This window comes from Streptomyces sp. NPDC040432 (assembly GCF_055595445.1).
This window is the reverse complement of sequence record NZ_JBVIVP010000005.1, coordinates 126,410-150,477: the sequence shown is the minus strand read 5'-3', so window position 1 is coordinate 150,477 and position 24,068 is coordinate 126,410. Positions and strand designations below refer to the sequence as shown.

The 24,068-nt window shown below is 72.0% G+C and carries 18 protein-coding genes; 14 read left to right on the top strand and 4 right to left on the bottom strand.

Annotation, left to right across the window (positions count from 1 at the left end):
* The first annotated feature begins 234 nt into the window (after positions 1–234).
* The 5 genes from ACZ58N_RS13510 (at position 235) to ACZ58N_RS13490 (ending at position 5,698) form a co-directional block, all read left to right on the top strand.
* Complete coding sequence (locus ACZ58N_RS13510; RefSeq protein WP_471158574.1) at positions 235–1,644, top strand: carboxylate--amine ligase; 1,410 nt, start codon at positions 235–237, stop codon at positions 1,642–1,644.
* 73 nt (positions 1,645–1,717) lie between these two features.
* Positions 1,718–2,977, top strand: a complete 1,260-nt coding sequence (locus tag ACZ58N_RS13505) for an NAD(P)-binding domain-containing protein (RefSeq protein ID WP_471159215.1) — start codon at positions 1,718–1,720, stop codon at positions 2,975–2,977.
* 38 nt (positions 2,978–3,015) lie between these two features.
* On the top strand, positions 3,016–3,336 hold the full coding sequence (locus ACZ58N_RS13500; protein ID WP_471158572.1) for a hypothetical protein: 321 nt from the start codon (positions 3,016–3,018) through the stop codon (positions 3,334–3,336).
* Between the two features lie 12 nt (positions 3,337–3,348).
* Positions 3,349–5,436, top strand: coding sequence for a SpoIIE family protein phosphatase (locus ACZ58N_RS13495; RefSeq protein WP_471158570.1), 2,088 nt, complete (start codon positions 3,349–3,351; stop codon positions 5,434–5,436).
* Positions 5,437–5,530: 94 nt separating this feature from the next.
* Complete coding sequence (locus ACZ58N_RS13490) at positions 5,531–5,698, top strand: hypothetical protein (RefSeq protein WP_471158568.1); 168 nt, start codon at positions 5,531–5,533, stop codon at positions 5,696–5,698.
* 44 nt (positions 5,699–5,742) lie between these two features.
* On the opposite strand, the gene ACZ58N_RS13485 is transcribed toward ACZ58N_RS13490, so the two are convergent.
* Positions 5,743–6,192: a DUF6299 family protein gene (locus ACZ58N_RS13485; protein ID WP_471158566.1), complete on the bottom strand. Its 450-nt coding sequence runs from the start codon at positions 6,190–6,192 to the stop codon at positions 5,743–5,745.
* Positions 6,193–6,363: 171 nt separating this feature from the next.
* Between ACZ58N_RS13485 and ACZ58N_RS13480 the strand changes: the two genes are divergently transcribed.
* Both ACZ58N_RS13480 and ACZ58N_RS13475 read left to right on the top strand, forming a co-directional pair.
* Positions 6,364–6,978 (top strand): DUF4352 domain-containing protein, encoded by a 615-nt coding sequence (locus ACZ58N_RS13480; protein ID WP_471158564.1) that lies wholly within the window; start codon positions 6,364–6,366, stop codon positions 6,976–6,978.
* Between the two features lie 57 nt (positions 6,979–7,035).
* Positions 7,036–7,530, top strand: a complete 495-nt coding sequence (locus ACZ58N_RS13475; RefSeq protein ID WP_471158562.1) for a DUF5949 family protein — start codon at positions 7,036–7,038, stop codon at positions 7,528–7,530.
* A 249-nt stretch (positions 7,531–7,779) separates the two neighbouring features.
* Here the strand turns inward: ACZ58N_RS13475 and ACZ58N_RS13470 are convergent, their stop codons facing one another.
* The 3 genes from ACZ58N_RS13470 to ACZ58N_RS13460 form a co-directional block, all read right to left on the bottom strand.
* Positions 7,780–9,033, bottom strand: a complete 1,254-nt coding sequence (locus ACZ58N_RS13470; protein WP_471158560.1) for a cytochrome P450 — start codon at positions 9,031–9,033, stop codon at positions 7,780–7,782.
* A 79-nt stretch (positions 9,034–9,112) separates the two neighbouring features.
* Complete coding sequence (locus ACZ58N_RS13465) at positions 9,113–10,279, bottom strand: low temperature requirement protein A (protein WP_471158558.1); 1,167 nt, start codon at positions 10,277–10,279, stop codon at positions 9,113–9,115.
* A 28-nt stretch (positions 10,280–10,307) separates the two neighbouring features.
* Positions 10,308–11,039, bottom strand: a complete 732-nt coding sequence (locus tag ACZ58N_RS13460; RefSeq protein WP_471158556.1) for a sirohydrochlorin chelatase — start codon at positions 11,037–11,039, stop codon at positions 10,308–10,310.
* A gap of 236 nt (positions 11,040–11,275) precedes the next feature.
* Here ACZ58N_RS13460 and nirB point away from each other — a divergent pair, with 236 nt between their 5' ends.
* From nirB to ACZ58N_RS13425, 7 genes are all read left to right on the top strand, one after another.
* The gene (gene nirB, locus ACZ58N_RS13455) at positions 11,276–14,044 is read left to right on the top strand and encodes a nitrite reductase large subunit NirB (RefSeq protein WP_471158554.1); all 2,769 of its coding nucleotides are present in this window, start codon (positions 11,276–11,278) and stop codon (positions 14,042–14,044) included.
* A 132-nt stretch (positions 14,045–14,176) separates the two neighbouring features.
* Positions 14,177–15,583 carry a NarK family nitrate/nitrite MFS transporter gene (locus ACZ58N_RS13450; protein WP_471158552.1) on the top strand — a complete coding sequence of 469 codons (1,407 nt, stop codon included), beginning with the start codon at positions 14,177–14,179 and terminating at the stop codon, positions 15,581–15,583.
* Between the two features lie 207 nt (positions 15,584–15,790).
* Positions 15,791–17,101 carry an anaerobic C4-dicarboxylate transporter family protein gene (locus tag ACZ58N_RS13445; RefSeq protein ID WP_471158550.1) on the top strand — a complete coding sequence of 437 codons (1,311 nt, stop codon included), beginning with the start codon at positions 15,791–15,793 and terminating at the stop codon, positions 17,099–17,101.
* A 218-nt stretch (positions 17,102–17,319) separates the two neighbouring features.
* Complete coding sequence (gene pflB / locus ACZ58N_RS13440) at positions 17,320–19,590, top strand: formate C-acetyltransferase (RefSeq protein WP_471158548.1); 2,271 nt, start codon at positions 17,320–17,322, stop codon at positions 19,588–19,590.
* Positions 19,591–19,697: 107 nt separating this feature from the next.
* A complete protein-coding gene (gene pflA / locus ACZ58N_RS13435) occupies positions 19,698–20,546 on the top strand; it encodes a pyruvate formate-lyase-activating protein (RefSeq protein WP_471158546.1) in 849 nt (282 codons plus the stop codon).
* Between the two features lie 105 nt (positions 20,547–20,651).
* Positions 20,652–21,752, top strand: coding sequence for an MFS transporter (locus ACZ58N_RS13430; protein ID WP_471158544.1), 1,101 nt, complete (start codon positions 20,652–20,654; stop codon positions 21,750–21,752).
* Positions 21,749–24,067 carry a molybdopterin oxidoreductase family protein gene (locus ACZ58N_RS13425; protein WP_471158542.1) on the top strand — a complete coding sequence of 773 codons (2,319 nt, stop codon included), beginning with the start codon at positions 21,749–21,751 and terminating at the stop codon, positions 24,065–24,067. Before ACZ58N_RS13430 ends, ACZ58N_RS13425 begins: the two co-directional genes overlap by 4 nt.
* Position 24,068: the final 1 nt, after the last annotated feature.

Genomic DNA, 24,068 nt, shown 5'->3' with positions numbered 1-24,068 from the left:
ACGAATGGCCTGTCCGATGGCCGCTACGTAGGCCATTTGCAGGTGCGCATCCATCCCGCTTGGTCCGACTAGGTGAAAGACACCGTTTCCATGCACGCGTTCGCCAACCATGTGCCCGCAGTTCTGCTCAGACTCGATCGGAATCCGTTCCACCACGGAACGCTCGGCGCCGTCAGATCCCTGGGGCGCAAGGGCGTGGAGGTCCATGCCGTCGTCGAGGCCGGGGGAGGGCCCATGGGGCGTTCGCGCTACCTGCGCGCCGTCCACCCCGGGCCGGACGGGGGGCTGGACCCCGAGGCGCCCGACGCGTTGCGGGAGTGCCTCGTACGGGTGTCGGAGCGGATCGGCCGACCGGCCGTCCTCGTCGCCATGGACGACCTGAGCGCCATCGCGGTGTCGCGGTTGGCACCCGGGCTGACGGACCGTTTCCGGATCCCCCATCAGCCCGACAACCTACCCGCGCGGGTGGCCGACAAGGCGGAGCTGTCGCGGCTGTGCGCGCGCTGGGACGTCCCGCACCCGGAGACCGTGATCCCGGCGAGCGGCGCGGAGGCCGCCGAGGCCACCTGGCGCCTCGGCCTCCCGGTGGTGGCCAAGTGGAGCCGGCCGTGGCTGCTGCCCGCGGGCACCGGGCTGCGCAGCACCACCCTCGTGCACACCACCGCCGAGGCGCGGGGGCTCCACGAGCGTTCCGCGGAGGCCGGGAGCCGGTTGCTGCTCCAGCGGTTCCTGCCGGCCGGACCGGACACCGACTGGTTCTTCCACGGGGCCTTCGCCCGGGGCGGGCACCCGCTCCTCGCCGGGTCGGGCCGCAAGGAGCTGTCCTGGCCGGTGCGCACGGGCCTGACGGCCGTGGGCCGTTGGCTGCCGGACCCGGCGGTCGAGGAGGCCGGGCTGCGGCTCGCCGACCGGCTCGGCTACCAGGGCATCCTCGACCTCGACTTCCGGCGCGACGAGCGGGGCTGCTTCCGGCTCGTGGACTTCAACCCGCGCCCCGGAGCCCAGTTCAGGCTGTTCACCGACGACTCCGGGCTCGACGTGGTCCAGGCGATGTACCTGGACCTGACGGGGCAACGGGTGCCCGAGCCCGTGGGCGGCCCCGGCCGGACCTTCGTCGCGGAGAACTACGCGCTGCTCGCGGCCGTACGGGGACGCTCGCTGCCGCGGCGGCGGACGGTCCCCGCTCCCGTTCCGCCGGGCGGCGCCGGCCCGCGCGCTGGTGCGGGCCCCACCGCGGCAGGGGGCGGCGCGGCCCCGGAGCTCCCGCTGCTGCCGGGCGGGCGGCGCCCCGAGGGCCGGTCCGACGCGCCGCCCGCGGCGGCGTCCCGCACGGCGGGTCCCGCACGGGGTCGCGGCGCGGCGGGGCCCGGACCGTCGCGGCCGGCGCCGAAGGGGGAGCGGGGGCGGACGGAGCCGGCCTGGTTCGCCGCCGACGACCTCCGGCCGTTCCTGGCGATGCTCGGCGCCTTCCTCGGCCGGGGCCTCGGCAAGGGGGCCCGAGCCCTGCGGGGCGTTCCCCGGCAGGGCAGGCGCACGGCCCGCGCGGTCGTCCGGGCCCCCCGGCAGCGGGCGCAACCCCCGGAGGCGTCCCGTCCGACCACGCCCGGTGCCTCGACGGAGCCGGACGAGCTGGTGACCCGGTGACGGGAGGGTCCGCCCACGAGGGCGGCCGGGCCGGATTGGTGACGAGCGAGTCGGAGGAACTGCCGTGACGCGGATGGACGACCTCGTGGTGGTCGGCGCGGGACCGTACGGGCTGTCGATCGCCGCGCACGCGGCGGCGGCAGGGCTATGCGTGCGGGTGCTGGGCCGGCCCATGGCGTCCTGGCGGGACCACATGCCCGAGGGCATGTTCCTCAAGTCGGAGCCCTGGTCCTCGAACCTCTCCGCGCCCGGGGGACGCCACACCCTGGGCGAGTACTGCGCGGGCCTCGGGGTGGCCGCCGAACACGGCAGCCCGTTGCCGATCGGCACGTTCAGCGCGTACGGGCTCTGGTTCGCCCGGCGGGCCGCGCCCGAGGTGGAGGAGGTGACCGTCACCGAGGTCACCCCACAGGGCGAGGGGTTCCTGATCCGTACCGCCGAGGGGCCCCCGCTCCTGGCCCGGACCGTGGCCCTGGCGGTCGGCGTGATGCCCTTCACCCGGTACCCCGGGATCCTGCGGGACCTGCCGCCCGGGCACGTCTCGCACAGCAGCGACCACCGCGACCTGGCGCGTTTCGCCGGCCTCGACGTGACCGTCCTCGGGGCCGGGCAGGCCGCCCTGGAGACCGCCGCGCTGCTCGCGGAGGCGGGGGCCCGGCCGTCCCTGGTGGCGCGGCGCGCCCGGCTGAACTGGAACACCGTTCCGCAGCTCCTGGAACGACCGCTGCTCCGGGCTCTGCGCGAGCCCCACAGCGGCCTCGGCACGGGCTGGCGCAGCTGGGTGTGGTCGGAGCTGCCCTGGGCGGTACGGCGGTTGCCCGCGCCGACGCGGGAGCGGATCGCGACCACGGCGCTGGGGCCCGCCGGGGCCTGGTGGCTGCGGGAGCGCTTCGAGCGGCGGGTGCCGGCGCTGCTGGGACACCGGCTGGAGCGGGCGACCGCGGTGGGCGGGCGGACCCGGCTCGGGCTGACCACGGCGGCGGGGGAGCCCGTCGTACTGGACACGGGGCACGTCGTCGCGGCGACCGGGTTCGCCCCGGACCTGCGCCGGCTGGAACTCCTCGACGCCCGGCTGCGGGCCGCGCTGGAGACGGTGGGGGACGGCGGGACCCCCGAGCTGAGCGCCGGCTTCGAGTCGTCCTGGCCCGGGCTCTTCTTCGCGGGGCTGCTGACCGCTCCCTCATTCGGCCCTTCCATGCGATTCGTGCACGGCGCGGGGTTCACGGCGGGGAGACTGGTGAGAGGAGTCCGTAGGCGCCTCGGTGCCCGGGGTCCGCTGCCCGGCTCCACGGGCGGCGCCCGGGCCGACCGGGCGGCCGCCGGGCATCCGTAGACGTAACTGCGCCGAGATCCACCTGAGAGGGGTCCGCGATGGGAGCGGAGCGAGCACAGGGCGGCCGTGGCTGGGTGCGCATCCCCGCCAGCCGCGGCGAACAGCCCCCGCCGAGACCGGCGACGGCCGGCCCCTACGGGGCCCCCACGTACGGAGGTCCGGCGCACGGGGCCCCGGCCGGCGGGGCCCCGGCCGGCGGCTCCCAGGGCCTCCGGGGCGGAACGTATCCGTCCGGCGACCCGTGCGCGATCTACCTCTCCCTCGTCAAGCGGTGGCGGGAGGCCGGACGCACCCTGCCGGGGCATCCTGACGAGGAATGGGAGCGGCTGATCTCCCAGCCGTGCTGGCCCGGCCGTTAGGTGGTGTGTCTCTTGGCAGCGGCGGAGCGCGACGGATCCGAGCAGGGCCGGGAGAGTCCCCTGACAGGCCCGGGCGAACGGCTCGCGCTGAACGGCATGGGCAGCTTCGAGTGGAACCTGGGCACCGGGACGCTCCTGCTCGACGCGGCGGGCATGGCCGTCTTCGACCTGGAGCCGGAGGAGTTCGACGACACACCGGAGGGCCTCGGGCTGCGGATCCCGGACGACGACTCGGCCCGCCTGGCGGACACCGTGATCGAGGTCCTGGACGGCGGTGGCGAGACGTACGGCTCCTACTTCACCGTGCGGCGGCGCGACGGCCGCGACCAGTGGACGCACACCCAGGGCCGGGTGCTGCGCGACACCGACGGCCGTCCCCTGCGGATCGTGGGCATCGTCCGCGACGCCACGGCCGAGCTGGCACACGCCACCGTGCTGCGGAAGCTGGAGACGGCGCGCGCCCAGCAGGCCACCATCGTGCAGCGCACCACGGAGGCCCTGTCGCGGGCGGTGACGGTCGACGACGTGACGGCCGCGCTGACCGGCGCGGGCGCCCTGGAGCGGCTCGGCGCCGACGGTCTGGCGCTCGGTCTCGTCGAGAACGACGCCATCAAGATCATCGCGTTGAGCGGGGAGACGCTGGAGATCCTCAGCGAGCGGCAGTTCACCCGGCTGGACGGATCCCTGCCGCTGTCCCGGACCGTCCTCACCCGCACGGCGCGCTTCGTCACCTCCCTCGCCGACCTCGCCGGCGAGTTCCCCCTGCTGGCCGACTACCTGAGCCGGATCCGCTACGACGCCGCCGCCTACCTCCCCCTGATCGCCCAGGCCCAGGCCATCGGCGGCCTCGTGCTGTTCTACCGGCGGCGCACCGAGTTCAGCCCCGAGGAACGCAACCTGTGCCTCGGCCTCGCCGGCATCGTCGCCCAGTCCCTCCAACGGGCGCTGCTCTTCGACCAGGAACGGGAGTTCGCCACCGGCCTCCAGGCCGCCATGCTGCCCCGCCGGATCCCGGAGATCACCGGCGGGGAGATCGCGGTCCGCTACCACTCCGCCTGGAGCGGGCGGGAGGTCGGCGGCGACTGGTACGACGTGATCGCGCTGCCCCGCGACCGCGTCGGCATCGTCGTCGGCGACGTACAGGGCCACGACACGCACGCGGCGGCCATCATGGGCCAACTGCGCATCGCGCTGCGCGCCTACGCGGGCGAGGGGCACTCGCCCTCCACGGTGCTGGCGCGCGCCTCCCGCTTTCTCGCCGAGCTGGACACCGAACGCTTCGCCACCTGCATGTACGCGCAGGTGGACCTGGAGACCGGTGGCGTACGCGCCGTGCGCGCGGGCCACATCGGCCCGCTGATCCGGCACACGGACGGGCGTACCGGCTGGCCCAACGTGCGCGGCGGGCTGCCGCTCGGACTGGCCTCCCTCTTCGAACGCGAGGAGTTCCCCGAGACCCGCCTCGACCTGGTGCCCGGCGAAACCCTCGTGCTGTGCACGGACGGGCTCGTGGAGGAGCCCGGCACGGACATCAGCCAGGGCATGGACGCCCTCGCCCACGCCGTGCGCAGCGGCCCGCAAGGCGCCGGGGCGCTCGCCGACCACCTCTCGGACCGGCTGTGGGAGCGCTGGGGCTCCGGCGACGACGTGGCCCTGCTCGTCCTGCGCCGCGCCCCCGACCCGGGCACCCACCGGGCGCCCCGGATCCACCAGTACGTCCACCAGGCCGACCCGGAGGGGCTCTCCGAGGCCCGCTACGCCCTGCGGCAGGCCCTGCGCGACTGGGGCGTGCCCGAGCTGGCCGACGACGTCGAGCTCGCGGCCGGGGAACTGCTCGTCAACGCCCTCCTGCACACCGACGGCGGGGCGGTGCTGACCATGGAGGTGCTGCCGGAGCCGGTGCGGCGGATCCGGCTGTGGGTCAAGGACCGCTCCAGCGTGTGGCCGCGGCGGCGCAGCCCGGGCGAGGCCGCCACGACCGGACGCGGCCTGCTGCTGGTCGACGCGCTGGCCAGCCACTGGGGTGTGGAGTCCCGCGGGGACGGCAAGGCCGTCTGGTGCGAGTTCGAGGTGACCGGCAACCGTCGCGGCGGAGGGTGACCGGATGCCTACGCCAGGTTGTGGGGCGTGGGATGCGGGGTGATGATGCGGCCATGGAACGGACGGTTTTGAAGGCTTCGCGACGGAACGCCCTGTGCGCCGCCTGAACCGGGGCGCGATCACCGCGCTGCTGGCGGCCCTGCTGCTGGTGGCCGGGGTCCCCACGGTCGTGGACTGGACCACGGGGCGTCCGCACGCGGACCCCGGGTGCCAGACGGTGGCGTTCATGTCGATGACGGGCGTCGCGCCCGAGTGCCGGTAGCGGCGGCTACCGGACCGAGGGGCGCGCCGACGGGGCGACGGAACCTAGCGGCGCCGGTCGTGCACCGTGATGTCCCGGGCGTCCTCGGCGACCGTGTCGACGGCCCGGGGCAGCATCCCGCCACCGAAGTGGACCTCCTGGAGTTGGGCCACGGCCCGGGCGGCGCCCGCGTGCACGCCCCAGGTGCGGCCCGGCTTGCTCTCGACCCGCCACGGGTGCTCGTGGCCGTCGCAGACGGCGTCGCCGGCGCCCATCGTCAGCCGGACGCCCTCCTGGATCACGGTCGCCTTGACCTGAACCGCCCCCACGGGTGACGCGGCCTCGCAGCTGTAGGTCCCGGAAAGGGTGATCCTGCCGTCAGGGGTGATGTGGGCATCCGACCGTACGGAAATCTCCTGATGGAAAACCGTGGCCTCCGCGGGAACGGCCAGTGCGGTGGTCGCGGCCAATGCGGAGCAGGCCGTGAGGGCCAGTCGGATGGCGGTCGTGCGCATTCTTCCTCCAGGTGGACGAGGGTGGCGGTATTCCGTCGGAACGCATTGTGCTGGCAGTTGGCGGGCAACTCGCTCCCTCCGCCCGTGTCGGTGTGTGCAAATCCCCGCTCGGGCGCGTGAGACTGGCCGCGATAAATTCCCGAAGATCGAAGATCCCCGAAGGGATCCGGTATGCGCAGCCTTTCCGCCCCCTCACTCGCCACCGCCGCCCTGCTCCCGCTCCTGCTGCTCGGCGCCACCGCCTGCTCCGGCGACACAGAGGGGGCCGCGGTCGCCCCCGCCGCGGCGCCCGCCGTCCCGGTGGACGACGGGGCGCCCGGCGCCGACGAAGACCCGGCCGCGCCCGCGCGGGAGGTGAAGCCGGCGGCCCTGAAGGAAGCCCATGTGGGTGACTCCGTACGGGTGCAGGGGCGCGAGGTGGGCCGTCACCTCCAGGTGGTGCTCGCCGCGTACGTCGACCCGGCGGTGAGCGTGGAGCCGAACTTCGTACCGCCCGCCGGGAAGCGCTGGGTGGCCGCCTCGATGTCGTTCGTCAACGTCGGCGGAGCCTCGTACGGGGCTCTCGGGCGCATGTGGGCGCACGACAGCGCGGGCAAGCGCCACCCCGTCGTGCGCACCGGCGAACTGACCACCGGCAAACCGCTCGTCTTCGATTCCCTGGAGGTCGGTGAGCGGGCCGAGGGCTGGGTCGTGTTCGAAATTCCGGAAAACGCTCGGATCGTACGCGTCCAGTACCAGGACGCGAACATGCAGGCGAATTCCGGAGGGGGTTTCTGGGAGGTCTAGCCCGGGCGGGTGAAAGGCCGTGAAACGGTCGGGTGACGGCCCACTAAGGTGCGGCGCATGACTTCAACGCAAGCCGAAATCGACCGGTCCCACCTCGGCACCCTTTCGGTGCTCGCCTGGATCGGCGACCCCTCCGAGGGACACGACATCCCGTACCTCCTCGCCTACACGCTGGGCGACGGACCCAAGGGCCGGGAGGCCGGCGAGACGGCCGCCCGGGGGCTGCTGGAGGAGATCGGCCTGCCCATCGGCGACGTGGTCATGGACGGCACCCGCAACCCGCACAAGTTCGACGTGAAGGTCCTCCTCGCGGACAACCAGATCGCGCTGACCATGCCGGGGCTCAACGCGACCTGCACCGCCCCGCCGGAGTGGGTGGACGCCGCCCGGGAGAGCGGGCAGGCGTACTTCCTGTTCGCCACCCGCGCCTGGCCCGAGGCCGTTCCCGGCAAGCCCGTGACCGCGGAGGTCCTGCAGGCGTTCGCCGGTGACGAGGAAGTGCTGACGAGCAGCGCCCACTGCGTCGTGACCGTGCAGAGCCTGCAGAAGTGACGTCGCGGAGCCCGCGCGCGTGACGGTGCCGGGTTCGCGGAAGTGACGGTGCGTGATCCGCGGCGGCGGCGTCGGTGTTCGACGCGCGCCGCCCACCCGCTCCGGCCGCCGGGCTCCCAGCCTGCCCGGTGGCCGGTCCCACCCGTCGGCCGGTTCCACCCGTCGGCCGGTTCCGTCGGCCGGTTCCGTCCCGTCGGCCCCATCCGTCGGTGTCCGGTGCGTCGACGTCCCGGCCGTCCGGCCGGTGCATCAGGGGCGGTCGAAGGCGAAGCGCAGCGAACGCACCCGGTTGTCGAAGCTGGACCCGGCCAGATCCGGCAGCCCCACCGCCCGCAGGCCCACCGGTCGGGTGAGCAACTCGCGGAACAGGGCCTTCATCTCGACCCGGGCCAGGTGCGCGCCCAGGCAGAAGTGCGGCCCGCCGCCGCCGAACCCCAGGTGGGGGTTGGGGGAGCGGGTGATGTCGAAGGCGTCCGGGTCCGGGAAGACGGTCTCGTCGCGGTTGGCGGAGGCGTAGTACAGCACCACCTTGTCGCCGGGTCGGAACGGCTTCCCGCCCAGAGTGTGTTCGGCGACGACCGTCCGGCGGAACTGGATGATGGGCGTCGAGTGCCGGATCATCTCGTCGACGGCGCCGTCCGCGTACTTCTCGAAGTCCGAGAGCAGCAGGTCGCGTTGCTCGGGGAAGTCGGTGAGCAGGGTGAGTCCGTGGGTGATGGCGTTGCGGGTGGTCTCCACCCCGGCCACCATCAGCAGGGAGAAGAATGCGCCCAGTTGACGGGCGCCGAGGGCCTGGCCGTCGACGTTCGCCGTGACCAGCGCCGAGATCAGGTCGTCCGTGGGGTGCCTGCGCCGCTCCCGGCCGATGCCGGCGACCATCCGCTGCATCCGCGCCAGCGCCCGCAGCCCGCGGCCCGGCATCCGCAGCCGGGCCGCCAGGCCCCGCTCGACGCCGATGTTCTCCGAGGCGTGGTTGACCCGGTCGGCGATCTCCGCCCGGTAGCGCTCGGGGATCCCCATCATGTTGCAGATGACCTCAAGCGGGAGCCGGGAGGCCACCGCCGAGACGAACTCGTCCGGCTGCTCGGCCAGTACGTCGTCCACGATGCGGGTCGCCACCGTGTGGATGTCCTCCTCCGCCGCCGCGAGCAGCCGGGGGGTGAAGGCCCGCTGCACGATCTTGCGCAACTGTGCGTGGTTCGGGCCGTCCAGGTTGACCATCGAGTCCCCGAACAGGGCCCGCACCCAGCGGGCCGGCTCGGGCGTCGTGACGCCGGGCGCGCTGGCGAACACCTTCGGCAGCCGGCTGGCCTCCTGCACGTCCGCGTGCCGCACCAGGGCCCAGTGGCCGGCGCCCTCGGGGACGAACACCGGTGCGTCCAGGGCGCGCAGGCGGGCGAAGGCAGCCAGCCGCCGGTCCGGGGGGAGCTGCCAGAACCCCGGGTCGGCGAGTTCCGCGCCGGGGTCGTGCGCGCCTGCGTGTCGTTGTGGGGGCAGTGTCATGGGCCCGTCCCTTCCTGTAGCCGTTCCGCTGAGCTGCTGAACGGGTCCGGGGGCACGGGGGTGACGGGTGCCGCGACGTTCAGCCAGCCGCGGTACGGACCCCCGGGCCGCGGACCGACAGGGTCTGGCCGACCGCGACCGTGAGCGTCGCGACCAGGCCCGCGTAGAGGACCGCGTACGGGCCCGTCCAGGTGCAGGCGAGGAGCGCCGCGGCGGACAGCGGGAGCACCAGCTGCTGGGCGATGCCGCGCTTGAAGTACCGCGAGTGCAGCAGCCACACCATCAGCAGGAACAACGCCGACGGGACCGTGACGGCGGCGTTGGCGGCCACCTGCGAGATGTGCGCCTTGCCGACCGCGTGCTCCACCGCGACCTCGATGCCCGCGCCGATCGCCGCGCCCGAGAGGAAGACCAGCAGGTGCCCGTAGCCCCACGGGATGGCGTCGCGGTTGGAGGTGAGCCGGGTGTGCATCGGGACCGCGAAGTAGATCCACCACGCGGCGAAGACGATCAGCAGTCCGCCCGCGGCGATGGGCAGCAGCTCGCCCAGGGCCTCGTGCTCGTCGAGCGCCGACTTCACGGCCACGGTGCTGGCGGCGATCGTCTCGCCGAGCACGATGATGGTGAACAGGCCGTACCGTTCCGCGATGTGGTGGGCGTGCCAGGGGGTCTGGTGCCCCCGCTCGGCCACCACCGGGACGAACAGCTCGGCCACCACCAGCACCAGGAACAGCCAGCGCCGGGAGCCCGCCGGGGCGAACAGCAGGGCCACCCAGCCCGCCTGGCACACCACCAGTCCCGCCGCGTAGGTGAACGCGGCCCTGCGGGCCGGGCCGCTCTCCCCGGCCGCGGCGCGCAACCACTGCGCGGTCAGCGCCACGCGCATGATGAGGTAGCCGATGACGGCCACGACCCAGTCGTTGTCGTCGAAGGCACGGCTCACACCCGCCGCGTAGACGAGGACGCCGGCGATCTGGACGAGCGTCGCGACCCGGTACGGCACGTCGTCGCAGTCGTAGGCGGAGGCGAACCACGTGAAGTTCATCCACGCCCACCACACGCCGAAGAAGACGAAGAAGTAACCGACCACGCCGGCCCCCGGATGTCCCTCCGCGAGGGAGTGCACCAGCCGCGCCCCGGCCTGGGCGATCGCGACGACGAAACAGAGGTCGAAGAACAGTTCCAGCGGGGTCGATGCCCGATGGTCCTCGTGGCGGCTGCGGGCGGTCATCGGTACGTACGTCATACCGCTCAGGACAGCAAAGCCGGACTGCCTAGCAGGCGAGGCGCGCGGCCCGCGGGACGCGGGTACCCCGGGCGGACTCCTGCGACTCGTACCGGTCCAGGACCAAGCGGGCGATCCGCGGATGGTCGGCCAACGGGTCGGTGACCGTCCAGGCCCCGGCGGCGGCCAGGGCCCGGGTGAACCGGCCCGGAGCCAGCAGGTGCGCGGCCACCGCGATCCGGCGGTGCCCGGCCTCCCGGAGTGCGGCGAGCGCCTCGGGGACGGTGGGCCCGGCCGAGGTCAGGTACGCGGGGACGACCGGGACGCGGTCGGGCCCGCGGTCGGCCGCCAGCAACGTCGACAGCCGGGCGGCGGCCGCCGTCGTGCCCTCGTTGCCGCCGGGCCGGGTGGAGCCCGCGCCGGCAACCACCACCGCGTCGGCCCGGGCGTGGGGGCCCCGCCTCCGTTCGGCCTCGCGGAGCCGCCCGTACAGGGCCGGCGCGACGGCGGACTCACCACCGAGACCCCGCGTGAGACGGCAGCCGGTGCCGTCCAGGACCGCGGGGATGTCCACGCGCAGGTGGTAGCCGTCGCCCAGCAGCAGGGGGACGACCACCGATCCCGGATGCTCCCTGACGACCTCGGCGAGGGAGGGGCGCTGCACGTCCAGGTGACCCACCAGCGGGCGGATCCCGCCGAGTGCCTCCACGGTGACGCCGAGGCGGCGCACGGCCCCGGCGGCGGCGGGGTCCGCACTGCCGTGCACGGCGAGCACGAGCATCCGGTACCTCCCGAAATCCTTGATCGGCCCCCCGTTCCGCACTCCACGCTAGGCGTCCGACCGGCCGGCCGGATCCGGTCCAACGGCCCTCGCCGCAGGTCGCAGGTCCCGACCGGAACGGGCCCGTGTCCCCGCCCCGACGGGCCCTTTACGGGCGCCCGGGACCTCGGGACCGACCTACCGTCGAGAAGCGGGGAAGCCACCCGCACGCATCCCTCGCACACGGAGTGAGACCCATGACGCAGACACTGGTCGTCATCGGCCACGGCATGGTGGGACACCGCCTGCTGGAGGCACTCGCCGAGCGTGACGCGCTCGCGGACCCGGCCGCGCCGGGCGCCACGGGCTGGCGGGTGACCGTCCTCGCCGAGGAGCGCGTCCCCGCCTACGACCGGGTGCACCTGTCCGCCGCCTTCACCGGCTCCACCGGCGAGGACCTGTCGCTGCTCGCGCCCGGCTTCCTGGAACGGCACGGGATCGACCTGCGCCTCGGGGACCCGGCCGAACTGATCGACACCGCCGCCCGCACCGTCACCAGCAGATCCGGTGCCGTCCACGACTACGACGCGCTGGTACTGGCGACCGGCTCCTACCCCTTCGTTCCGCCCATCGAGGGCGCCGGAGCGGAAGGCTGCTTCACCTACCGCACCCTCGATGACGTGCGGGCCCTGACCGACCACGCGGGCCACGCCCGAAGCGGCGTGGTCATCGGCGGTGGGCTGCTCGGCCTGGAGGCCGCGGGAGCGCTGCGCACCCTCGGACTGACCACGCACGTCGTGGAGTTCGCGCCCCGGCTGATGCCCCTCCAGGTCGACGACGGAGGCGCCGCCGCCCTGCGCGCCACCATCGAATCGATGGGCGTGGCCGTGCACACCGGCGTCGGCGCGGCCGCCGTCCGGGTCGACGCCGACGGCAGGGCCCGCGCGCTGCGGCTGACCGACGGCCGGGAGATCAGCTCCGAGGTCGTGGTCTTCTCGGCCGGGGTGCGCCCCCGCGACCGGCTGGCACGCGAGTGCGGGCTGGCGGTCGGCGACCGCGGCGGCGTCGTCGTGGACGCCCACTGCCGGACCAGCGATCCGTTCGTCTACGCGGTCGGAGAATGCGCGCAGACGGTCGACGGCAAGGTGTACGGGCTGGTGGCCCCCGGCTACCAGATGGCGGAGACGGTCGCCGAGGCCCTCGCGGGCGCGGGCGAACTGACCTTCACCGGCGCCGACACCTCCACCAAGCTGAAGCTGATGGGCGCCGACGTGGCCTCCTTCGGTGACCCCTTCGCCCCCGAGGGGCGCGACGGGGCGGTGTCCGTGGTCTTCTCCGACACCCGCGAGGGCGTCTACAAGAAACTGCTGCTCGGCCCGGACGGCGCCCTCCTCGGCGGGATCCTGGTCGGCGACGCCCGGGCCTACGGCTCGCTTAAGCCGCACGCCGGCCGCCAACTGCCCGCACCACCCGAGGCCTTCCTCCTCCCGGACACGGAGGGGACGGCGCCGCCGGGAGCGGACGCACTGCCCGACGACGCGGTGGTGTGTTCCTGCCACAACGTCACCAAGGGGCAGGTCCGCACCGCCGTCACCGCCGAATCCCTCACCGACATCGGCGGGATCAAGAAGTGCACCAAGGCCGGTACGGGCTGCGGTGGCTGCCTCGGTACCCTGCAAGCCGTCCTGGACGCCGAACTGTCGGCGCAAGGAGTCGAGAAGCCCCGCGGACTGTGCGAGCACTTCGCCCTCACCCGGGCCGAGATCTACGAGAAGGTCCGTACCGAACACATCCGGAGCTTCGGCGAGCTGCTGGCGGCCCACGGGCAGGGCGGCGAGGGCTGCGCCGTTTGCAAGCCGGTCGTCGGGAACGTGCTGGGCACCCTCGCCCCGGACCTCGGCATCGGCCACATCCTGCGCGGCGAGCAGGCGGCGCTGCAGGACACCAACGACCTCTTCCTCGCCAACCTCCAGAAGGACGGCAGCTACTCCGTCGTCCCGCGCGTCGCAGGCGGCGAGATCACCCCCGAGCAGGTGATCGCGCTGGGCGAGGTGGCCCGCGACTACGGGCTCTACACGAAGATCACCGGCGCGCAGCGGATCGGCCTGTTCGGGGTCCGCAAGGAACAACTCCCCGACATCTGGCGGCGCCTCGGCGGAGCCGGCTTCGAATCCGGTCAGGCCTACGGGAAGTCCCTGCGCGCGGTGAAGTCCTGCGTCGGCGCCCGCTTCTGCCGCTTCGGACAGGGCGACTCGATCCAGCTCGCCATCGACCTGGAGCTGCGCTACCGCGGCCTGCGCACCCCGCACAAGTTCAAGGGCGGCGTCTCGGGCTGTCTGCGCGAGTGCGCGGAGGCCCGGGGCAAGGACATCGGCGTCATCGCCACCGCCAACGGCTGGAACCTGTACGTCGGCGGCAACGGCGGGGCCAACCCCCGCCACGCCGACCTGCTGGCCTCCGACCTGACGAGGGAGGCGCTCTTCGAGCTGATCGACCGGTTCCTCATGTACTACGTCCGGACCGGCGAACGGCTGGAGCGCACGGCCACCTGGATCGAGCGCATCGAGGGCGGCACGGAGCACCTGAAGGCCGTGCTGATCGAGGACTCGCTCGGGATCTGCGCCGAACTCCAGGAGCAGATGGAGCGGCACGTGGCGGCGTACGAGGACGAGTGGCAGGCCGTCCTGGAGGACCCGCGGGCACTGGAGCGCTTCGGCCCGGTGGACCCGGGGGCGGTGGCCCCGGACGGGGCGGCCGCGGGCGTTCTGGAGCCGGGCCGCGGACGCTCGGTGCGGCTCGCCGACGGCACCGAGGCCGCCGTCTTCAAGGACCGTGACGGGACGGTGTACGCGGTCGGGAACCGGGACCCCTTCTCCGGCGCCGACGTGATCTCGGACGGCATCATGGGCTCCCGGGACGGGATCCCGGTGGTGACGTCGCCGATGCACAAGCAGGTCTTCGACCTGCGCACCGGCGTCTGCCTCGACGACCCGCGGGTGTCCCTCCCGGTGGTCGCCCTGAGCTGATCCGCCGCCGAACGTCGTGTGGGCGACAGGACCTTGTCCTGTCGCCCACACGACGTTCGCCCCTGATGCCGGACGGCCGTGCGAGCGGAACCTGGATAGGTCAGGACCCTTCTCGACGTTCAGGATCACGCGATGAGTACCGCCACGCAGCAAGTGCCAGAGGTGCTGGCCGATCCGGCGCAGTACCGCCCCGGCCGCACCATCACCGAATGGACGCCGGAGGATCCGACCTTCTGGCGCACCACCGGCAAGAAGGTCGCGACCCGCAACCTGTGGATCGCCGTGCCGGCGCTGCTCGTCGCCTTCGTGGTGTGGCAGGTCTGGAGCATCACCGCGACGAACCTGAAGGACGTCGGCTTCGGCTTTTCCCAGTCGCAGCTGTTCTGGCTGACCGCGGTACCCGGCATCACCGGCGGTACCGCCCGCATCTTCTACACGTTCCTCGGCCCCATGGTCGGGCAGCGCCGCTTCACGGCGCTCTCGACGGTGGTGCTGATCGTGCCGCTGCTGTGGCTCGGCTTCGCGGTGCAGGACCCCAACACCTCCTACACCACGATGGTCGCGATCGCCGCGCTCTGCGGCATCGGAGGCGCGAACTTCTCCTCCTCGCTGGCCAACATCGGCTTCTTCTACCCGAAGCAGGAGAAGGGCAACGCGACCGGCATCAACGGCGGTCTCGGCAACCTGGGTGTCTCGGTGGTCCAACTGCTGACGCCCATCCTGATCACCACTTCCGTGCTCGCGATCGGCGCGGGACAGAAGAAGGCCGACGGGTCGGAGATATACCTCCAGAACGCGGCCTTCGTATGGGTACCCGTCCTGATCGTCCTCGCCGCGATCGCCTGGTTCGGACAGAACGACCTGAAGGTCGCCTCCACCCCCTTCAGCCAGCAGAAGGTCATCTTCAAGCGCAAGCACAACTGGCTGATGACCTGGCTCTACGTCGGCACCTTCGGTTCCTTCATCGGCTTCGCCGCCGCCCTGCCGCTGCTCATCAAGACCACCTTCCCCGACTACTCCGTGGCCACCTACGCCTGGATGGGCCCGGCCCTCGGCGCCCTGGCGCGCTGGGCGGGCGGCTGGATCGCCGACAAGCTGGGCGGCGCCCGGGTCACGATCCTGTCCTTCGTCGGCATGGCGGTCTCGATCATCGGCGTGATCACCTTCCTGCCCGCCGGCTCCGACCAGGGCTCCTTCTACGGCTTCTTCTTCTGCTTCCTGGCCGCCTTCTTCTTCTCGGGCATCGGCAACGGCTCGACCTTCCGCCAGATCCCGGTCATCTTCCGGAGCCAGCACCTGAAGGGCCTGACGGAGGGCACCCCGCAGTACGCGACGGCGCTCAAGCAGGCGGAGATCGAGTCGGGCGCGGTCACCGGCTTCACCGCCGCCATCGCGGCCTACGGCTTCTTCTTCATCCCGGCGATGTTCGCGAACTTCGCCGTCACCAGCGCCATGTGGGGGTTCGTGGCCTTCTACGCCAGCTGCGTGGTCGTCGCCTGGTGGTTCTACGCCCGCAAGGGCGCCGAAGCCCCCAGCTAGAGCAGGACCGCGGTCGCTCCTTCCGGATCCCGCCCGACCCGCTCCACCCGCCACCACTCCTCGCCGACCCTCCCGGTCGGCCCCGACACCCGGCCCGCGGCCGGCCGGTCCCTCCCGGCGCTGCCGCGGGCCGGTCGGCGTCCCGGCTGCCGACGACCCCCGCGCCCCCACCGCTGCCCGTCGACGAAAGGCCCGACCGTGCCCGGCATGTTCCTCCAACTCGCCGTGATGGTGGCGGCCATCTGGCTCGGCTCCCGCAAGGGCGGGGTGGCCATGGGGCTGTGGGGGGCCGTCGGGGTGTTCGTACTGGCCACCGTCTTCGGGGTGGCGCCCGCCGACACCTCCGGCATCGTCGACGTGATGCTGATCATCCTCGCGGTGATCATGGCGGCGGCCGCGATGGAAGCCGCCGGAGGCATCGACTTCCTGGTCGGCCGGGCCGAGCGCGCGATCCGGCGCAACCCCCGCCGGGTCGTGATCGTCGCGCCCCTGGTGTCCTGGGCGTTCACCCTCGGGGCCGGTACGGCTCATGTCTTCTACCCCCTGCTTCCCGTCATCCACGACGTGGCCCGGGAGGGCGGAGTACGCCCCGAGCGGCCCATCGCCGTGTCGTCGATCGCCGCCACCTTCGGGATCACCGCGTCACCCGTCTCCGCCGCCATGGCGGCCATGATCGTGATGTTCGACGGTGACGGCTGGAACCTGCCCCGCATCATGGCCGTGGCCGTCCCGGCGACCCTGCTCGGCGTCCTCGTCGCGGCCGTCGTGCAGTCCCGGGTCGGTCGGGAGCTCCACCAGGACCCCGAGTACCTGCGCCGGTTGGCCGCGGGCGAGATCGATGCCTCCGCCCCCGCCCGGGCCGGGTCCCGGCCGCCGCTGCGACCGCGGGCGCGCCGGTCCGCGTACCTCTTCCTCGGCGGGACGGTCGCCGTGGTGCTCAGCGGACTGTTCCCGGGCCTGCGCCCCGTGGTCGGCAAGGGGCCGCTGTCCATGCCGGCCACCATCGAGATCCTCATGATGGCCGTGGCCGCGCTGATCCTGCTGTGCTGTCGGGTCGACGCGCAACGGATCCCGCGGACCGACGTCGCGCGCTCCGGCATGGTGGCCGTCATCGGGGTGTTCGGCCTGTCCTGGCTCGGGCTCTCCTTCATCGGGGCGAACGAGGCCCGGATCACCGGCGCCCTCGGCGGTGTCGCGGGGACCCACCCCTGGTTCTTCGCGGTCATGCTGCTGCTCCTCTCCGCCCTGCTCTTCAGCCAGGCCACCACCACCAAGGCCCTGATGCCGCTGGGACTCGCGCTCGGCATCCCGGCCCCCCTCCTGATCGCCATGTGGCCGGCGGTGAACGGCTATTTCCTGCTGCCGACCTACGGGACCTTCATCGCCGCGATCAACTTCGACCGGACCGGCACCACCCGTGTCGGCCGCTTCGTCGTCAACCACTCCTTCATGCTGCCGGGGCTGGTCACGACGTGCGTCGCGGTATCCACAGGCTTCGCCCTGGTTCGGATCATCTGACTTTCCGGTCCTGGAGCGAGATTCTTGTGAATGTTTTCACAAGCGCACGAGGGGCCTTCGGCCCCACCGAAACGCCAGCTCAGGGCGGGTTTGGATGGTCGGGGTCGGTGCACGGCGGGACCTTCGGGCCGCAGTTCGGGACCAACGCGGCACCAAATGATCGATCAAAAGGCGTGCAATGGAAGCAAGCAACGAGGCGACTGAAGAAGGTGCCGGCCATGACTGCCACCCCTGCGGAAACCACGAAGAGCGCGGAGGCCTGGGACGGCTTCAAGGGCGGTCTGTGGCGCGACTCCATAGACGTCCGCGACTTCATCCAGCAGAACTACACGCCGTACGAAGGTGACGACACCTTCCTGGCCGGCCCCACCGAGCGGACCACCGCCGTCTGGAAGGCCATCACGGACAAGTTCCCCGAGGAGCGCGAGAAGGGCGTCTACGACGTCGCGCACGACATCCCCTCGACGATCACCGCGCACGCCCCCGGCTGGATCGACCGCGACAAGGACCTGATCGTCGGCCTCCAGACGGACGCCCCGCTCAAGCGCGCGATCATGCCGTACGGCGGCTGGCGCATGGTCGCCGGCGCCCTGGAGACCTACGGCTACCCGGTCTCCGAGGACCTGGAGAAGGTCTTCACCGACTACCGCAAGACCCACAACGCCGGCGTCTTCGACGCCTACACCCCCGAGATCCGCGCCGCCCGCAAGGCCGGCATCGTCACGGGCCTCCCCGACGCCTACGGTCGCGGCCGCATCATCGGCGACTACCGCCGCGTCGCCCTCTACGGCGTCGACCGCCTCATCGCCTTCAAGAAGGAGGAGAAGGAGGAGCTCAACGCGCTGCCCGCCGGACCCCGTTCGCTGGAGGAGACGATCCGCCTGCGCGAGGAGCTCTCCGAGCAGATCCGCGCGCTCGCCGAACTCAAGACCATGGCCGCCTCCTACGGGTGCGACATCTCCGGACCCGCCGCCACCGGCCGCGAGGCCATCCAGTGGCTGTACTTCGCCTACCTGGCCGCCGTGAAGGAGCAGAACGGCGCCGCCATGTCCCTGGGCCGCACCTCGACCTTCGTCGACGTCTACCTCCAGCGCGACATCGCGGCGGGACTCCTCACCGAGGAGCAGGCCCAGGAGCTGGTCGACGACTTCATCATCAAGCTCCGCATCGTCCGCTTCCTGCGCACCCCGGAGTACGACGAGCTCTTCAGCGGCGACCCCACCTGGGTCACCGAGTCGATCGCCGGCATGGGCGAGGACGGCCGCCCGCTGGTCACGAAGACCTCCTTCCGCTACCTCCAGACCCTGTACAACCTCGGCCCGGCCCCCGAGCCGAACATGACCGTCTTCTGGTCCCCCCGACTGCCCCAGGGCTTCAAGGAGTTCTGCGCCCGCGTCTCGATCGACACCTCCTCGGTGCAGTACGAGTCCGACGAGCTGATGCTCCCGCGCTTCGGCGACGACACCGCCATCGCCTGCTGCGTCTCGGCGATGCCGGTCGGCAAGCAGATGCAGTTCTTCGGCGCCCGCGTGAACCTCGCCAAGACCCTGCTCTACGCGATCAACGGCGGCCGTGACGAGAAGTCCGGCGCCCAGGTCGGCCCGGAGACCGGCGCGCTCACCTCCGAGGTGCTGGACCACGCCCAGGTCATGGCGAAGTTCGACGAGCAGATGGAATGGCTCGCGGCGACCTACGTCCACGCCCTGAACGTCATCCACTACATGCACGACCGGTACGCCTACGAGCGCATCGAGATGGCCCTCCACGACCGCGACGTGCGCCGCACCATGGCCTGCGGCATCGCGGGTCTGTCCGTCGCCGCCGACTCCCTCTCCGCCATCAAGTACGCCAAGGTCACGGCCGTCCGCGACGAGACCGGCCTCGCCACCGATTACGTCATCGACGGCGACTACCCGGCCTACGGCAACAACGACGACCGGGTCGACGAGATCGCCGTCTGGCTCGTCGAGGAGTTCATGAGGAAGGTCCGCAAGCACGAGACGTACCGGGGCGCCGAACACACCCAGTCCGTGCTGACGATCACCTCCAACGTCGTCTACGGCAAGAAGACCGGCAACACCCCCGACGGCCGCCGCGCGGGCGAGCCCTTCTCGCCGGGCGCCAACCCGATGAACGGTCGCGACACCCACGGCTACGTCACCTCGGCGCTGTCCGTCGCCAAGCTCCCCTACGAGGACGCCGAGGACGGCATCTCGCTGACCAACACCGTCACCCCCGACGGCCTCGGCCGCACCCCCGAGGAGCGGATCAAGAACCTGGCGGGCGTCCTTGACGGCTACATGGCCAGCGACGGCTTCCACATGAACGTGAACGTGCTCAACCGCGACACGCTCATGGACGCCATGGAGCACCCGGAGAACTATCCGCAGTTGACCATCCGCGTCAGCGGATACGCGGTGAACTTCGTCCGGCTCACGCGGGACCAGCAGCTCGACGTGCTGAACCGCACCTTCCACGGCTCGCTGTAGAGCCCCCGTACCGCGCGGCCCGGGGTCGTCCCTCACCCCACCCCGGCCCCGGGACCGCGCGTTCCATCCGACCCCCACGGACACCGGCTCACTCAGGAGCACCTGCCATGACCGTCCTCTTCGGTACGAGCATCCCCGTCGGCCGGGCCAACGCCACGCCCCGGACCGCCACCGCCCCGGCCGCCGGGGACGGTCGGACCCCCGCCGCCGCCGCGACGCGGCGACCGAGCGAGGGATCGGTGCACTCCTGGGACCTGTCCACCGGCGTCGACGGCCCCGGGACGCGCTTCGTCACCTTCCTCGCGGGCTGCCCGCTGAGCTGCCTGTACTGCCACAACCCCGACACCATGCGGATGCGCAACGGCAAGCGCACCTCGGCCGACGAGGTCATCGCCGAGGCCCGCAAGTACACCCGGTTCATCTCCGCCTCGGGCGGCGGCGCCACCATCTCCGGCGGCGAACCCCTCCTGCAGCCCGTCTTCGCGGGCGAGCTGCTGCACCGGATGAAGAACGACCTCGGCCTGCACACCGCCCTCGACACCTCCGGCTTCCTCGGCGCGCGCGCCACGGACGCCCTGCTGCGCGACGTGGACCTCGTCCTCCTCGACATCAAGTCCTGGGACCGGGCCACCTACCGCAAGCTCACCGGCCGCCCGCTGGCGCCCACCCTGGACTTCGCCCTGCGCCTCGCCGACCTGGGCAAGGAGGTGCACCTGCGGTTCGTCCTCGTCCCCGGGCTCACGGACGCGCGGGAGAACGTGGAGGGCGTCGCCGACTTCGCCGCCACGCTCGGCAACGTCTCGCGGGTCGACGTCCTGCCCTTCCACAAGCTCGGCGAGAGCAAGTGGGAGGCCCTCGGGATGCCGTTCACCCTGCACGACACCCCCTCACCCGACGCCGAGCAGGTGGCCGAGGCGAAGGCGGTCTTCGCCGCCCGCGGCCTGACAGCGGTCTGACCCGGCCCGCGCCGACGACCCGGCGGACCCGACCGCCCCCGTTCGGCCCAATCGAACAACGGACACAACAGGCTGAATCGGTACGAACAACCTAGCGTGGTGGCTGTGTCCGAGCCCACAGAAGTCATCGCCGATGCCCCGCCACCACCGCCCGGGGTGCCGAGCACCCCGCCGCCCGCCGGCCGGTCCGTCACCGCACGGGCCACCCTGGCGGGCGTCGTCGTGTCCCTGTTGCTCATCGCCGCGATCGTGCTCGGCAGCAGGCTCCTGAGGGACTTCGACTCCGCCCTGCTGCCGTACGCCGTGGCGACCGTCTTCCTGGCCTTCGGTGTGGCCTACCGGTACACGGTGTGGGTCTCGGCGCCCGGCGCGCGCAGGCTCTTCAAGCGGGGCTTCGGGAGCTTCTTCTCGATGGCCAACTTCAAGAAGGCGCCCACCGCGCTGCCGAGGATGATCGCCACCTACCTCGGCTTCCAGAAGTTCCTCGGTGCCCGCTCGCGCGGCCGCTGGGCCGCCCACCAGCTGATCTTCTGGGGTTGCCTGCTGGCCGCCGCGATCACCTTCCCGCTCACCTGGGGCTGGTTCACCTTCACCTCCGACAGCGGCGCGGGCCCCGGCTACGCGATGCGGATCTGGGGGTTCAAGGTCCTCGGCTTCGACTCGCTGAGCCTCCTGGGCTGGCTGATGTTCCACGGCCTGGACATCGCCGCCGTCCTCGTCATCCCCGGGGCCTCCTACTTCCTGTGGCGCCGGATGAAGGACCGCGGCGCCATCACCGGGCAGCGCTTCGCCTACGACCTGCTACCGCTGATCTGCCTCATCGTCATCTCGGTGACCGGGCTGCTGCTGACGTTCTCGTCGATCTTCCTGCACGGCGGCGGCTACGAGTTCCTCGCGATCCTGCACATGGTGTCGGTGGTCTTCACCCTCATCTACATCCCCTTCGGGAAGTTCTTCCACATCGTGCAGCGCCCGGCCGCCGTCGGCATGCAGCTCTTCAAGTACACGGCCCGCCAGGACGAGCAGGTCTTCGCCTGCAAGCGCTGCGGGGAGCCCGTCGACACCGCCCCGTACGTGGAGAACCTGCGCGGCACGATGAAGGACCTGAAGCTCGACTTCGACGCCTGGGCCGAGTACTGCCCGCGCTGCAAGCGGGTCCTGCGCGGCAACGCCTACCTGACCCACGTCAAGAAGGGCTTCAAGTGACCGCGACGGACCCGGCCAAGACCGCCCCGCTGCCCCTCGACCCGTCCATCGCCCCGCCCGGCACCCGCAACTTCCGTGACGCCGGAGGCATCCCCGCGGACCAGTGGCACGCCGACCAGAACGGCGAGACGCTCGTCCCCACCCACTGCTGCTTCTGCGGCGTCCAATGCGGGATGTACCTGCGCGTGGACAGGGCCGGAAAGGTCTTCGGGGTCGAGCCCCGCAACCACGACATCAACCGGATGCGGCTGTGCCCCAAGGGCATCAACGCATACCAGCAGGTCAACCACCCCGACCGGCTCACCGCCCCACTCATGCGCCGCTCCCGGGACGAGGAGTTCCGGGAGTGCTCATGGGACGAGGCCCTCGACTTCACCGTCTCCGAGATCAGGCGCATCCAGGGCGCGCACGGGAACGACGCCTTCGGGCTGCTCGGCGGAGCCAGCCTGTACTCCGAGAAGACCTACCTCGTCGGCAAGTTCGGACGGGTCGCCCTCAAGACCCGGCACGTGGACTACAACGGCCGGCTCTGCATGGTCAGCGCGGCCGGCGCCAACAAGCTCGCGTTCGGCATCGACCGGGCAGGCAACCCCTTCTCGGACATCCTCCTCACCGACTGCCTCCTGATCGCCGGGTCCAACGTGGGGGAGTGCTTCCCCGTGATGACCCAGTACGTGTGGGGAGCGCGGGACCGGGGCGCCTCGCTGATCGTGGTCGATCCCCGCGAGACCGCCATCGCCCGCACCGCCGACATCCACGTCGCCCTCAAGCCCGGCACGGACTCGGCCTTCTTCAACGCCGTCCTGCACGTCATCGTCGCCGAGGGACTGACCGACGAGGGCTACCTCGCCGCCCACACCACCGGCTGGGAGGAGGTCCGCGAGAACGTCCAGGACTACCCGCCCGCCCGGGCGGCCGCGATCTGCGGGATCCCCGAGGAGCAGATCTTCCAGGTGGCCCGGACGTTCGGCCGGGCGGGCAGCGCCATGGCCTTCCACGCCCGGGGCGTCGAGCACCACTCGCAGGGCGTCGAGAACTGTCTGTCCATCATCAACCTGTGCGTCGCCACCGGGAACCTGGGCAAGCCCGGGGCCGGCTACGGAACCATCACCGGCCAGGGCAACGGGCAGGGCGGCCGGGAGCACGGCCAGAAGTCGGACCTGCTGCCCGGCGGGCGCTCCATCATGAACGAGGAGCACCGCCGCCAGATCTGCCGGATCTGGGGCATCGAGGAGTCCGAGCTGCCGCTCGCCGGAACCTCCATGATGGAGATGGTCTGGCAGATGCAGCGCCAGGAGATCCGCGGCCTCATCGGGATCTGCAACAACCCGTTCGTGTCGCTGCCCAACTACGGCGCGGTCAAGAGCGGGTACGACACCCTCGAATTCCATGCCCAGTTCGACTTCTTCCTCTCCGAGACCGCCACCAACGCCCACGTCGTCTTCCCCGTCACCGTGTGGGCCGAGGACGAGGGCGTCATGGCCAACACCGAGGCCCGCGTCGTCAAGCACAACAAGGCGCAGGAGCCGCCCGCGGGGGTGCGCACCGACACCTGGGTGATGTGCGAACTCGCCCGCCGCCTGGGCGTCGGCGACAAGTTCGACTTCGCCGGCTCGCGCGAGGTGTTCGAGGAACTGCGCGTCGCCTCCGCCGGCACCGTCAACGACTACTACGGCATCACCTACGAACGCCTGGAGGAGACCGGCGGCATCGTGTGGCCGTGCCCGTCCACCGACCACCCGGGCACCCCACGGCTGTTCGAGGGCGGCAAGACCTACCACCCCGACGGGAAGGTCCACCTCCAGGTCGTCGAGTGGCACGCGCCGATGGACCCGTACACCGAGGAGTACCCGCTCTCCCTCACCACCGGACGCACCGTGGCGCACTTCCTGTCCGGGAACCAGACGCGCCGGCTGGGCGCCCTCGTGGAACAGACACCGAGGCCCTGGGTGGAGGTCCACCCCTCGCACGGTTTCCGCAACGGCGACCCGGTCCGGGTCGTCACCCGGCGCGGCAGCGAGGTCTTCCCGGCCCTGGTCACGGAGGCCATCCGCCCGGACACGGTGTTCATCCCCTACCACTGGCCCGTCCCGACGGCCGCGAACGCCCTGACCATCGACGCCCTCGACCCCCGCTCCAAGATCCCCGAGTACAAGGTGTGCGCCGCCCGCATCGAGCCCGCCGAACGGATCGACGAGGTTCCCGCGCCGCCCACGGCCCCCGGCCACGAGGCGTACCCGGAGACCCAGGTCTCCCGCACCGATCCCTTGCCGCCCACGTCCCCGCAGGGCCGTGGCACGGCCGAGAGGAGCTGAC

Coding starts and splice junctions, on each gene's coding strand:
- nirB (WP_471158554.1), top strand. CDS start 11,276: ATGACGCAGACACTGGTCGTCATCGGCCACGGCATGGTGGGACACCGC.
- ACZ58N_RS13460 (WP_471158556.1), bottom strand. CDS start 11,039: ATGCTCGTGCTCGCCGTGCACGGCAGTGCGGACCCCGCCGCCGCCGGG.
- ACZ58N_RS13465 (WP_471158558.1), bottom strand. CDS start 10,279: ATGACGTACGTACCGATGACCGCCCGCAGCCGCCACGAGGACCATCGG.
- pflB (WP_471158548.1), top strand. CDS start 17,320: ATGACTGCCACCCCTGCGGAAACCACGAAGAGCGCGGAGGCCTGGGAC.
- ACZ58N_RS13500 (WP_471158572.1), top strand. CDS start 3,016: ATGGGAGCGGAGCGAGCACAGGGCGGCCGTGGCTGGGTGCGCATCCCC.
- ACZ58N_RS13480 (WP_471158564.1), top strand. CDS start 6,364: ATGCGCAGCCTTTCCGCCCCCTCACTCGCCACCGCCGCCCTGCTCCCG.
- ACZ58N_RS13450 (WP_471158552.1), top strand. CDS start 14,177: ATGAGTACCGCCACGCAGCAAGTGCCAGAGGTGCTGGCCGATCCGGCG.
- ACZ58N_RS13445 (WP_471158550.1), top strand. CDS start 15,791: ATGTTCCTCCAACTCGCCGTGATGGTGGCGGCCATCTGGCTCGGCTCC.
- ACZ58N_RS13470 (WP_471158560.1), bottom strand. CDS start 9,033: ATGACACTGCCCCCACAACGACACGCAGGCGCGCACGACCCCGGCGCG.
- pflA (WP_471158546.1), top strand. CDS start 19,698: ATGACCGTCCTCTTCGGTACGAGCATCCCCGTCGGCCGGGCCAACGCC.
- ACZ58N_RS13505 (WP_471159215.1), top strand. CDS start 1,718: ATGGACGACCTCGTGGTGGTCGGCGCGGGACCGTACGGGCTGTCGATC.
- ACZ58N_RS13475 (WP_471158562.1), top strand. CDS start 7,036: ATGACTTCAACGCAAGCCGAAATCGACCGGTCCCACCTCGGCACCCTT.
- ACZ58N_RS13510 (WP_471158574.1), top strand. CDS start 235: ATGGGGCGTTCGCGCTACCTGCGCGCCGTCCACCCCGGGCCGGACGGG.
- ACZ58N_RS13485 (WP_471158566.1), bottom strand. CDS start 6,192: ATGCGCACGACCGCCATCCGACTGGCCCTCACGGCCTGCTCCGCATTG.